11 protein-coding genes are annotated in these 12,416 nt (G+C 55.1%); 6 read left to right on the forward strand and 5 right to left on the reverse strand.

Features of this window, described 5'->3' with window-relative positions:
* Window positions 1-4 precede the first annotated feature (4 nt).
* On the reverse strand, window positions 5-715 hold the full coding sequence (locus tag ACUN9X_RS07190) for a dienelactone hydrolase family protein (protein ID WP_445472636.1): 711 nt from the start codon (window positions 713-715) through the stop codon (window positions 5-7).
* Window positions 716-887: 172 nt separating this feature from the next.
* Between ACUN9X_RS07190 and ACUN9X_RS07195 the strand changes: the two genes are divergently transcribed.
* A complete protein-coding gene (locus ACUN9X_RS07195; protein ID WP_445472637.1) occupies window positions 888-1,589 on the forward strand; it encodes an SDR family oxidoreductase in 702 nt (233 codons plus the stop codon).
* Window positions 1,590-1,607: 18 nt separating this feature from the next.
* On the opposite strand, the gene ACUN9X_RS07200 is transcribed toward ACUN9X_RS07195, so the two are convergent.
* Entirely contained in the window at window positions 1,608-3,329 is a 1,722-nt protein-coding gene (locus ACUN9X_RS07200) for a protein kinase domain-containing protein (RefSeq protein ID WP_445472638.1), read from the reverse strand.
* Window positions 3,330-3,401: 72 nt separating this feature from the next.
* Entirely contained in the window at window positions 3,402-4,232 is an 831-nt protein-coding gene (locus ACUN9X_RS07205) for a formate/nitrite transporter family protein (protein ID WP_260036272.1), read from the reverse strand.
* Window positions 4,233-4,760: 528 nt separating this feature from the next.
* Between ACUN9X_RS07205 and ACUN9X_RS07210 the strand changes: the two genes are divergently transcribed.
* Window positions 4,761-5,012 carry a TIGR02647 family protein gene (locus tag ACUN9X_RS07210; protein WP_260036270.1) on the forward strand — a complete coding sequence of 84 codons (252 nt, stop codon included), beginning with the start codon at window positions 4,761-4,763 and terminating at the stop codon, window positions 5,010-5,012.
* A 31-nt stretch (window positions 5,013-5,043) separates the two neighbouring features.
* Here ACUN9X_RS07210 and ACUN9X_RS07215 read toward each other — a convergent pair whose 3' ends face one another.
* A complete protein-coding gene (locus ACUN9X_RS07215; protein ID WP_445472639.1) occupies window positions 5,044-5,988 on the reverse strand; it encodes a Wzz/FepE/Etk N-terminal domain-containing protein in 945 nt (314 codons plus the stop codon).
* 439 nt (window positions 5,989-6,427) lie between these two features.
* Between ACUN9X_RS07215 and ACUN9X_RS07220 the strand changes: the two genes are divergently transcribed.
* The 3 genes from ACUN9X_RS07220 to rarD all read left to right on the forward strand — a co-directional run bounded on the left by ACUN9X_RS07220 (window position 6,428) and on the right by rarD (window position 10,761).
* Entirely contained in the window at window positions 6,428-7,315 is an 888-nt protein-coding gene (locus ACUN9X_RS07220) for a tetratricopeptide repeat protein (protein WP_445472640.1), read from the forward strand.
* 73 nt (window positions 7,316-7,388) lie between these two features.
* Window positions 7,389-9,743, forward strand: coding sequence for an EAL domain-containing protein (locus ACUN9X_RS07225; protein WP_445472641.1), 2,355 nt, complete (start codon window positions 7,389-7,391; stop codon window positions 9,741-9,743).
* Between the two features lie 112 nt (window positions 9,744-9,855).
* Entirely contained in the window at window positions 9,856-10,761 is a 906-nt protein-coding gene (gene rarD / locus ACUN9X_RS07230) for an EamA family transporter RarD (protein WP_445472642.1), read from the forward strand.
* A 74-nt stretch (window positions 10,762-10,835) separates the two neighbouring features.
* Here the strand turns inward: rarD and ACUN9X_RS07235 are convergent, their stop codons facing one another.
* Complete coding sequence (locus ACUN9X_RS07235) at window positions 10,836-10,994, reverse strand: YqaE/Pmp3 family membrane protein (RefSeq protein ID WP_091998138.1); 159 nt, start codon at window positions 10,992-10,994, stop codon at window positions 10,836-10,838.
* A 298-nt stretch (window positions 10,995-11,292) separates the two neighbouring features.
* Here ACUN9X_RS07235 and ACUN9X_RS07240 point away from each other — a divergent pair, with 298 nt between their 5' ends.
* Complete coding sequence (locus ACUN9X_RS07240; RefSeq protein WP_445472643.1) at window positions 11,293-12,351, forward strand: hypothetical protein; 1,059 nt, start codon at window positions 11,293-11,295, stop codon at window positions 12,349-12,351.
* Window positions 12,352-12,416: the final 65 nt, after the last annotated feature.

The following is a 12,416-nucleotide window of genomic DNA, read 5'->3' on the forward strand; positions in this document are numbered from 1 at the left end:
GACACTAGTCCCCGCTTTCCAGAAAGCTCAGAACCCGACCATGCGACAGTGCTGCAGCGTGGCGTTGGTAGCTGTTGCGGGCCCAGCAGTTAAAGCCGTGTTCGGCACCGTCATAGACGAACACAGCGACGTCATCACGATCACTGAAGGCGGCGCGGGTTTGCTCCACATGTGCGCCGGTAATGTGGCTGTCATTGCCGGCGAAGTGGAACTGGACCGGTACCTTCAGTTCGGCAGCCTTGTCGAGATGATTGGCGATACCGCCGGGATAGAAGCTGGCGGCGCGATCGACACCGGCGCCGAGTGCGGCGAGATACGCCAGTATGCCGCCCATGCAGTAGCCGATTGCTGCAACTTCGCCTTCACATTGTGGCTGATGCCGTAACGTCTGTGTGGCGCAGGCGAGATCATCAACCGCAGTCGAGAAATCAATCTGCTGCACCAGCTTCCGGGCCTTGTCCATATCCTCGCCGTCGTAGGCCAGCTCAACGCCTGGCTCCTGGCGCCAGAATACATCCGGGGCCAGGACGACGTAGCCATCCTGAGCGTACTGCTCGGCCACGCTGCGGATATGACGATTAACGCCGAAAATTTCCTGAATCAGCACAATGCCGGGGCCACTGCCGCCAGGGGGAAGGGCCAGGTAGCCATTGAAAGTCTGGCCATCGGTGCTGGTGATGTCGATCCATTGGGTGGTGACAGGTGATTCGGACATGTTTCCTCCGGAATGTAATGGACTTGCGACCTGACAATTAATTGCACCTGAATACAGTAACGCCTGATGACCGCCTTGTGCCAGGTGGGAAAACCGATCAGGTGATGTGACACGTACAACCTCGAGGTGCATAGTCGTAACGCTAAACGTAATTTCGATCCAGGGAGGCACTATGACAAACGAAAGCCAGAACAACGTGATTCTGATTACCGGCGCGTCCTCCGGTATCGGCGCTGCAACCGCCCGTGCTGCTGCAAAAGCCGGATACCGCGTGGCACTCGCTGCGCGATCGGCAGACAAGCTCAAGGCTTTGCAGGATGAACTCGGTGGGCCCGAACGGGCGTTGGCATTGCAATGCGATGTGCAGGATTTTGACCAGCAAAAAGCGATGGTCGCTCAGGTCACTGAGGCATTTGGCCGACTCGATGCGGTCTTCGCCAATGCCGGCCGCGGTGGATCCCCGGGCGGCTTCAGCGAGGCCGACCACGAAGCCTGGCGGGACATGATTCTGACCAATGTATACGGCGTCGGCCTGACACTCCAGGCGGCATTGCCAGCGATACGCAAGTCGAAGGGGCATGTACTGCTTACCGGCTCGGCTGCTGGTCGTGCGACGATTCCGGGCTCAATGTACAGCGCCACCAAGTGGGCCGTGAGTGCTATTGGTTATGGCCTGCGTGAGGAGCTGCGAGGTAGTGGTGTGCGGGTGACACTGATTGAACCGGGGATGGTGGATACCGCTTTTTTTGATGAAAAGCCCAAGCACGCACTGGTAGACGAAGATATCGCTCGCGCCGTTATCTATGCCGTCTCCCAGCCGCGTCATGTGGACGTCAATGAGATTCTGATTCGTCCTACCCCTGCTGAAGAGTAACCGGGGTTGCCGGCCTTTTTAACGGCTCAGCAACATGACGATAATCATTGCCAGAACCGCCGATATCCCTTGCCAGAACAAAACCGGGTTCCGCTCCAGAAGCGGTGGCCGGGTTTTGTTGAGGTAGGCCCTGTTGGGCTGGCGCATGTCGAAGGTGAACTCGGACAGTTCCTGGTAGCGCTTGTCCGGATTTGGATGCACGGCACGGCGCAGGGTTTCGTCAATCCAGGCCGGAATTTCACGTTCATCGTCCAACGCTGAGCGATAGGTCAGGCGGCGTTGGGCCGCGGCCGTGCGTGAACGGGAAACCTGAGTGCCGTAGGGGAATGCGCCTGTCAGCATGTGATAGGTCAGTACGCCCAGTGAATAGATATCCGACTGCACCGTGCCTACTTCACCCATAAAATATTCCGGCGCCATGTAAAGGGCGGTGCCGGGAATATCGCTTTGTTCACTGCGCGTGCTTGCCTCCACGATCCCGGCCACTCGGGCTGATCCGAAATCAATGATTTTCACTGTGCCGTTGGCGTCAATCATGATGTTTTCCGGACGGATATCCTGATGCAGGATCTCCATACGATGCAACGCGTAAAGTCCCTTGGCGACCTGTTCAATAATGCTTCGAACCGCTTCAAGGTCAGGTTTGGGGGTGTCGGTCAGCCACTGTTTGAGCGTTTGTCCGTCAATGAATTCGGCAACGGTATAGAGGTAGTTGCGCGAGCGCGTCTGCGGGCCGGTTGAGAGCACGTGAGCACTGTTGACCCGCCGGGCAATCCATTCTTCCATCAGGAAGTGTTCGAGGTAGTGCGGGTCGCCACGCAGATCGATAGACGGGCTCTTGAGTACGACTTGAATGCCGGTCTCATCATCCTGAGCCAGATACACATGGCTTCGGCTGGTGGCGTGCAGCTCGCGGAGAATGGTATAGCCGTCGAAACTTGCTCGCGCTTCGAGCACCGGTGGAAAGGGCAGTTGATCAATCTGGTGTTGAAGGGAGTGGGACGCGTCCTGCGGTAATGCATCTACCCGTACAATCTGAATGCTGAGGTTGTCAGCGCTGCCTTGCTGGTAAGCCTGATCAACAATCGATCTTGCGGCCTCGTTAAGGTCGTCAGGGTAGCGCTCAATGGCGCCCCGGATAAATTCGGCGTCTGTGTGTTCGTATACGCCGTCAGTCGCCAGCAAGTAAATATCGCCGACGGAAACCGGCAGGGTCTGGTGATCCAGCTCTAATATGGCATCAATCCCCAGGGCCCGGCTCAGGTGGCTTTTTTCCTGTGAAACCCACAGGCGGTGATCGTGGGTGAGTTGTTCAAGACCTTTATCCTGCAAGCGATATATGCGGGTATCGCCCACATGAAACAGGTGTGCCGTTGCCGCTTTTATGACCAGCGCACTGAGGGTGCAGATATACCCCTTGTCTTTGTCATAACGGGCAGGACTGTTCAGTGTTTGTGAGTGAAGCCAGGAGTTTGTGGCATTGATGACGCGCTGAACCGATTGTTTGACGGACCAGGCTTCGGACGTGCAGAAGTAGTCATCCAGAAAGCTTTTGACTGCGGTTTCGCTGGCGATATGACTGACGTGGCTGCTGCTGATGCCGTCTGCCATGGCGAAGGCAATGCCCTTCATGCTGAGCTGGGGTTCGTCGGGGATATAGCAGCCGTGAAAGTCCTGATTGGAAGCCTTGCGACCTTTATCGGAATGCTGTCCTACCGATACTTTCAGCTGACGGCTCATGTGCGATCCAGAATCCGGACCACGGCCGCTAAGCCGTGGTCCGCTAGTAGTGATGTCGTTGGGCGCTATCAGTTATGCCGCAACACGCTCACCCACAACGCGACGCTTTGCAGCGGTGCGGACGTGAGTGGTGTACAGGGTCAGGCCAGTGAATGCGATGCCGCCCACAAGGTTGCCCAGCGCAGTCGGGATCTCGTTCCAGATCAGATAATCCATAACCGAGAATTGTCCTCCCATAATCATCGCGGAAGGGAACAGGAACATATTCACGACTGAGTGTTCAAAGCCCATATAGAAGAACAGCATGATCGGCATCCACATTGCGATGACCTTGCCACCTACGTTGGTTGATACCATCGCGCCGACAACACCCAGGGATACCATCCAGTTGCACAGCATGCCGCGGATGAAGATAGTCGCCCAGCCCGCGGCACCGTATTCGGCATACCCCAGAGTGCGGGCTTCACCGATCGTTGCGATCTTGGCACCCACTGCACCCGGCTCGACATTGAAGCCGTAGGTAAAGACGAAGGCCATCATGAAGGCAACGGTCAGTGCACCGGCAAAGTTGCCCACAAATACCAGTCCCCAGTTTCTCAGGATACCGTTTACGTTGACGCCCGGTCGCTTGTCCAACAATGCCAGCGGGGTCAGCATGAAAACACCGGTTAGCAGGTCAAATCCCATCAGATAGAGCATGCAAAACCCAACAGGAAAGAGAATGGCGCCGATCAGGAAGTTGCCGGTCTGCACCGCGATAGTGATCGCAAAAACCGCAGCAAGCGCAAGAATGGCACCGGCCATAAAGGCGCGAATCAGGGTGTCTCGGGTCGACATGTGAATCTTGGATTCACCTGCGTCGACCATCTTGGTGACAAATTCGGATGGAACCAAATAAGACATAATCTATTCCTCTGGGTGAAGAGCGAAGGGGCTTGGCAGTCAGGTACCCTGGATCTGTCCTTTCATGCCAGGCCACAACAGTGAGGAGATGCGCCTGTCACGTGTCACGCAGGTCTCTCTCGGGTCGCTTTTATGAGTAACGCTTCTGTTTGGGCTTTCGGTCAAAACGGGCAAAAAAAACGCCCACTGCACCGTTAAACACGTTGCAATGAGCGCCTTTGCTCAATTTTCACTGTTGAATGCCAGAGTCTGGCCGCGTACTGGCAACAGCGAAGCCCGTCTGGCATTCGCTAGATATTCAGCAATAGCTGTGCCATAAGTTAGTTTGTTGAAAATAAAGGAGTTTTAAATTATAAGCAGGCCACACCGCCCTGATTCAGGGCGGTGTGCACCGAAATGGAATGCAGGCTGTGGGTGTTGCATCCGGCAAAAGGGTGAGGGCAGTCTGGGTGGGAATTTAACTTTGTGGAATGACGCAATCTCGTATAGAACTGTTAAGTGCCACTAACAACAATTCGAGGTAAGACAATGCCGTTTTCGCCTGATCATCTCGCTGAACTGAATCTTCTGGCCCTGTTCAACTCGTCATCCAGCCAGGAAGGCATCAAGGTCCATCAGCACTCCGCTGCCCCCGAGATGGTAATGGCGGCAGAGCGATTGTTTCAAAAGGGTCTGATCACTCAGGACGACGGAGGCTACCTGACCAATCTGGGAGCCGAGGCGGTAGAGCACACGCAAACGCTGCTGGGAGTGCTGTCAGGGGAAAAGGCGGACACCTGAAATTTCCCGGCCCTGGCGCAGTGAAATGTGATTACTCGGATACCTGTCTGACCCGACCGACGAACTCTGCGAAGAAAGCCGCAAACACGCCTAGCATGAGGCCCAGCATCGCACCCAAGGCGACAATGAGCGCCTTGCCGGTGCCTGATGGTCTGATTGACGCGGTGGCAAGGTTGGCTGTGCGGGTGGGTTTGATCCACGAGCGCTTCAGTTCTTCCTCGTTAATATCGCTTTGAAGCTCGTTTACCCGGTTTTCACGTTCACTTAGTTGTTGTGTCAGCTGCATTTGGCTGAGCATAAATGTCAGCTTGTTGTTGGAGCTGGTCAGGGTGGCTTCCATGTTGCCGCTAGCGCCTTGTGAGTTGGCTCTCACCTGTTCTTCTGCCTCCGCTTTGTCGACGGATTCGGTTGAGGTTGCCAGCAGTTTTCGAAGTTCTTCCAGTTGACGCTGCTCTGTTTCATAAGAGACACGCAAGGCCTGCAGGCGCATGTCACTCTCTTTTTCCAGCAACGACAGCTTCTCGTTATGGTCACGTGTCAGAGCGGATGCCATGGACTCATGGAACTCGGCAACCAGCGACCGCTTGTCCTCTGTCGCTTTTGATTGCAGCGTGACGAAATTGTTGCCTTCGTCTGCCATGACAGAGGTTTCAAAAGGAATCTGCTCAATATTCCGCTTGTCGACAAACTGCCTTTCAATCACCGGAACGATACGGCTGTCGAGCACACTTTTGGCCTGTTTTGCCGACGAGACGTATTTGTCCAATCCGAACTCGCCTACCAGGATGCTGGTGGTGTAGGTGTAGTGGCGATCCTTGACCAGTGCAAGACCCACAGAACCGAGTAAGCAGATGAGGAAAAGGCTGATAATCCAGGCTTTTCTCCGGATTAAGACTTTCGCTATATCAACCAGACTGATCTCATCGTTGGCGTAGGATGGATGGGGGGGATGGGCGCCGGCTTCCTGCTCGCTCATTAGTAATCCTGAAACGTGAAATTATATAAAACGGAATAATACGGGGCCTGATGCTCCCACTCAATCGGTTTCGCGCTTGATGGGAGGTCTGTCTCAGCGCGCGTTTCTTTGAAGGGCGTTAGATCGGTTTAGCGACCCTCTTTCGACACTCGGGCAAAAATTTTTCAATAGTTCACAAGTGAGCTGAGAGCGCGGAGTCGGAACTAAAAACGTGCGGGAATCGCGTCGTTGTGGGTTTCGGTGTCCAATGGTGACGATTACCCGCCGCCGAGATGGCAGTGAAAGCGTCAGATAATGAACTATTATGTCATGTGTTATGAACTATGATCATCGCTACGGACTAGTATCCGGTTGAATGTCTCTTTTGGTCAGAACTTTGGATCATTGTTGTGTTATCTGTTTTTTTACATTTTGCGGCCACTTTTTCTGGTGAATACTGATGTACCGATTGCTGGTCTCTCTCACTCTGCTGACCTTTTTAACGGGTTGTGCCAATCTTCAGGACAAGGGGCTGTTTAGCTCGTCGTCCGAGTTTTTTCATCGAACCGGGCAGGCGCTGGGAAAAATAGGCCAGCCCAACCCCGTTGTTGAGAACAATGCAGAGCTGAAGGCACTGTTCGACCAACCTTATATTGATCCGCTTACTGCTTACATGCGCGACGTTGAAGGGGATCCCGCCAAGGCAGACCTGCGTGCGGTGGTTGCTGAAGAACGGGACCGTCGTTGCGCCGTGATTGCTTCCCGTTACGCCGAAAAACCTGTCTCCGCTGATCGGCTTGCGCGGTACCGTGCCGGTTACACGCTGTCGTGCCCGGCAGATGTGGCTACATATGCCGAGCGTGTTGCCCTGTTAAATGTCGCGCCCGCTGACCCCGTTGAGAAACCCGTTGCTGCCCAGGTTGCACCAGAACCGGCGGAACCTGTGCCTGCCGAATCGGTAGCCGCGGAGCAGCCAATGGATGAGGCGCTCAGAAAGCAATTGAACGACTGTTATCTGCTCACCGCGATCCGTAATTTTTCGAGCGCCCTTGAAGCGTGTCATGCCCCGGCAGATGCAGGCAATGTGCGAGCTCAAACCAATATGGCGCTTATTTCCAACGCCCTGCGAGACTACGGGAATGCATACCGCTGGGCGACGCTGGCAGCCCCGGAGTCCGGCGACGCTGCCAACCTTCTTGGTGAACTTTATTCCCAGGGGCACGGAGTAGGCGCTGATCAGGCGAAAGCCGCTCTGTGGTTCGAAAAGGCCGCAAGCCTCGGTCATGCCGGGGCAAAAGCGCGAATGAACGATGTCGTGACCGCAAGCTCTGATGCCAATATCCATTAAGCCTCCGGCCGGCTGGTCCGTGCGCACAAATCTGGGTCGCCTGCGTCTGAAGTTTTGGCGCAGCAATTACGCCATGCATTCGATTATGTGGCTGCTGGCGCTCTTAACCCTCCTGTTTTTTGTCGGCATGCTGTTGTTGTCACACCTGAATCTGAGCTACTCGCAGCAGGCGATGTATGAACTCAGGCGCGAGCAGATTCGGGATGTCTTTATTGCCAGCCTTACTCGTATTGATGCCCGTCAGATTGCGTTGCAGCGCAACATCGAAGGATTGGCAGCAATCGGTGAAACCTTTGCACGATTGGCAGAGAATGCCAGCGGAGATGTCGACGAACGCAAGGCATTGCAACGCCAGCTTGGAACCTCTCTGAAGGCACATCTGACGGCTGCAGACGGCGTATCCGGTGCTGGCCTGTGGTATGCACCCGGAGTGCTGGCCGCTGAAGGCAATACGCACTCGGTGTACCTGACAGGGTCTTCCGGGCCGAAGGATTTCACCGGTGTTGACGCCGCAGGCAGCGCCGACAGTATTCGGAGTGAACGTTGGTTTGCGCTGACCCTAGGGGATAGCCCGCTCGGTGATTCTGCCACTCATCGGGTTTTCTGGTCGCCGGTGTATTTCGATTTTGATACCGAGAAAGCGATTCTGACGCTGGCCAGTCCGATGTACGACGCAGCCGGTCATTATATCGGTGTCGCCAGAATGGACTGGGCCTCAGAGCAGATTGTAGATCTGGTCAGCCGTGTGGAAGTGACCGACAACAGTTTTTCGTTTCTGAACGATCGAAACAATCGCAACCTCTCGAGTCTTAGCGAGGGTGATGACCCGGTACTGGAACAGAAAATCATTGATGCCATTCTGGCAGAAAACCTTTCGACCGACGCGCCGGATACGACCGCGCTTAGGGATGCCTCGGCTCAGCGACAGCGTATGCAGAACAAGGCAATTGAAGTCGAAGGCCGCGTCTACGAACTGTATTACGCAGCGACGCCTGCCGGGATGGTGTATGGCGCCGGCGTCCCTCGAGACGAGATAGACAGGGTGCTGATTCCGATGCGTGACATCAACTACCGCATTCTGATTATCACCGGATCGGTATTGCTGGTGCTGAGTCTTTATCTGCTTTACCGGATTGTGCTGCTGATGCGCGAGCTGCAGATATCTTACACTGACCATCTGACCGGACTGCCAAACCGCACCCGTATTCTCAAAGATCTTGGCGATCGTGATGATGCTTGCCTCATTGTTGTAAACCTTGATCGATTCAAGGAGATCAACAGCCTGTTCGGCAACGACTGTGGCGATCACGTGTTGCTGGCGATGGCCAGGCATATGACTGAATTTGTGGGGAGCCATTCCCGCGTTTTCGGCGCTGCTTTGTCTGTTTACCGGGTGGCGGGTGACGAGTTTGCACTGCTGGGGCCGATGGCAACCGAAAGCAGGGTCCGACGATTTACCGAGGAACTGACCGACTTCCTGCGTGAAAAGCGTATCTATTGGCAACAGCAGCCTCTAAGCCTGGATGCCAGCGCCGGTATCGCGTTCCGGCAAGCCAAGGAAAGCGATGCCTCGCCGGATAAACTGCTGAGCCAGGCCACCATCGCGGTCCATCAGGCCCGCGAGCAAATGCGGAATTATCTGTTCTACGATCAGCTTCAGAAAGTGGAGAAGGGGTACGAGCAAAATCTCTACTGGGCGCTTCGATTGAAAAATGCGCTCGAGAAGAACGCGCTGGTTCCACATTTCCAGCCGATCTATGACAACCAGCAAAAACGCATAACCAAATACGAATGCCTGGTGAGAATGCCCGATGATGAGCATGGGGTGGTTGCCGCAGGACAGTTCATCGGAGTTGCCAACAAGTTGAGGCTCAACCGGCACATCACGCGCGTCATGATTGAAAAGTCATTTGCGGCGTTTGCCAAAGAACCTTATGAGTTCGCGATCAACCTGTCGTATGCCGATATCGTGGATCCGGAAATACTGGAGTTAATTCTCCGGCACCTGAAACAGAGCAACGTGGGCCAGCGTGTGATTTTCGAAATCCTCGAATCGGACGGGATCGAAAACTACAGTGAGGTCTTCCGCTTTATCGAGAAGATCAAACCGTTCGGTTGCCAGATTGCGATTGACGATTTCGGCACCGGCTATTCCAACTTCTCCCATCTGTTGCAGTTGAACATCGATATCATCAAGATCGATGGCAGCCTGATCCGGTATCTGGCGCAAGACCACACAGCCTATCTGGTAACCAAGGGCATTGTTCAGTTTGCCCGCAGTCTCGGTATCAAAGTTGTGGCGGAGTTTGTCCACAGTGAGGCCGTGCAGGCGAAGGTAGTGGAGCTGGGTATCGAGTACTCCCAGGGGGAATATTTCAGTATGCCTGGCCCGACACTCATCCAGACTGCTCGCTTCGAAACTGTATAGGTTCCGCATACGTCAGCCCGGTTATCTGTACTGGTCAATCGGGGGCTGACTGTTCCGGTTTTTCGTGATTACCGTGTGTTAGATTAGTGGGTCTTTCCCCAAGAGTCGCGCTATGAAAACCACTACCCCGGAAGCGACCAAAGGCATATTTTTTGGTCTTGGCGCCTACACGATGTGGGGTTGTTTCCCCCTGTTTTTTGCGCTGTTCCAGAATGTGCCTGCCTACGAAATCCTGTTTCACCGCATCATCTGGTCCTGCGTATTCCTGGCGTTTGTGATCACAGTGCTCAGGCGCTGGCGCCCGGTAAAAGCGGCGCTTATGGAGCCCCGAAAACTCGGTCGTGTGCTCGGTTGCGCGATACTGATTGCGACCAACTGGGGGCTTTATATCTACGCGGTTGAAACTCATCACGTCCTGCAGGCCAGCCTGGGTTATTTTCTGACGCCACTGGTGAACGTGGCGCTGGGCATGCTGGTACTGAGCGAACGGATGGCGCGTTTGCAGGTTGTTGCGGTGACGCTGGCCGGTTGCGGGATACTGTTGCAGTTGGTGATGCTCGGAAGTGTGCCCTGGATCAGTTTGATACTGGCAACCACCTTCGGCACCTATGGCTTGCTGCGCAAACAGGTGGCGCTGGATGGTTTGTCCGGGTTGTTTGTTGAAACGCTATTGCTGCTGCCGGTCGGGCTGATTGCGCTGGCGGGACTGGATTATGCCGGCATGTCACACTTTACCGCCAATGCCAGCACCACGTTCTTGCTGGTGGCCAGTGGCGTGATTACCGCGCTGCCCTTGCTGGCGTTTGCCGGCGCTGCCCGCCGACTGAGATTGTCGACTGTAGGCTTCCTGATGTACATCAACCCGACGTTGCAGTTCTTCATTGCACTGTTTGTGTTCGGAGAGGCCATCAGCCTGATCCAGCTGATCAGTTTCATTATGATCTGGACTGCACTGGCGCTCTATTCCTGGTCGGCCTGGCAATCCCGGGAGCGACCTGGGGAACCAGCACCAAGGTAGCGTTCATATCGCAAGGGGAGCTGAGTTGGCGCGGAATCGGCCAGCCTGTCCTGTCAGGCCGGCCTCTGCAAAACCTACTTCTTCGCAATGACCCATACGGCATGAACAATGCCCGGAATATAGCCCAGCAGCGTCAGCAAAATATTGATCCAGAAGTGTTTCCCTATGCCTACCTGCAGGAACACGCCCAGCGGGGGTAAAAGAATTGCGATCAGAATACGTAGAAGATCCATCGACAGTACTCCCTGATTCTCAAATAAAGGGCGAATGAAGGACGTCCGCACATGGCGGCTTGCGTCCATTACCCTCAGGTTAACAACAAAAGCACCCCGGGGTGCATTACCTCGCCTTCATTCGAAGCGGCAATGCGCAGACTAAAGACCTTCGCCGGCTTGTAGGTGCTCACTCTAAAGTGTGACTTGGGTCACTTTTCATTCGCTGATATCGGCGGAAATTTGGCGTGCCGTCGCTTCCAGCTACTAGTGTAGTAGAGGTTCCCAACTCCATTCAGTGGACGTAGAGGTGAAGTAAATGCGCCTTCGTGGCCCGTTCTGGGTTATGGCTGCTATCGGCACTGCTGTCGGTATCGGTTATTTGCTGTCAGCATCGCCTGACCAGCGGACGGTTATTGCCACGGCAAAGGCTGCACATCAGCCAGCATCAACTTTCACTACGCCTGCAGCAGTGCCCGCTCCCCCTGTTCCTTCGTCGGTCAAGACGCGGCCAGACGATGCGGTTCGATTCATGTTCGCGCAAGTGGCCAGCCGATATGAAGCGAGTACCCGTTATCCCCGTTACTCCATTCCCCTTAGTGCTGAACAGGCGGAGGCCTATGCCGGCAATCACTATGAGCCGGTTGTTCTGCCACTGGCGGGGGAAGGGCGTTTTTCTGTCAGTCTCGAAAAATACCGTTTTACCCGGGGCGAGGACATTCTGGTCGTGGCGACGCTGAACGGCACCATGGTTGTGGGCGATCAGGCCACCGCACGACTCGAGTCGCAGGATGGGGACGACTCCGGTTCCTCGACGCTTGAGAGGACTCCGGACGGGTTTTTTGAAGGCATGCTGGAAAGTGATCATGAACCGGGCGAATACCGTTTGATCGTTGAGGCCCGCATTGACGGAAAACCGATCCGTCATGTGTCGACCCTGACCATCGAGCCCTATCTGGGCGATTTTGGCGGCGTCGAATCGCCCTTCATCGAGAACAATAATCTGGTGATTCCGGTCCGGTTCAAACCGGACGCTTCCGGCTACTTTGCGCTGAGCGCCAACCTTTACGTCGGCGAGCGCCCGGTTGCACATCTCAGCCACGAACAACGTCTGGATGGATCAAGCGCAACCATTGATCTCAAGGCCCATGGGACGGTACTGGCCGGCCAGCCTGATGCGCCGGTTATGCAGTTGAAGGGTTTGCAGATACGGCGATTACCCGCACGCCCCGGTGATCGCACCGATTATGCTTTCGGCCCGGAAGAAGGTTTCGAGTTCAAGGCCTCGGGCCTGGACGATCTCAAGGACACTCCCGCGAGGGACCCCGAATCAGTGCAGCGAGCAGCCTTACTGAGAAAGCTGGCGGTTGGCGGCTGATACGCCGCGGTCGAGGCCCTGTGTGAAAACAGAGGAACCGGACCGTGCCGTACTGAGTGCAAGCT

Source organism: Marinobacter sp. V032, from assembly GCF_052645435.1.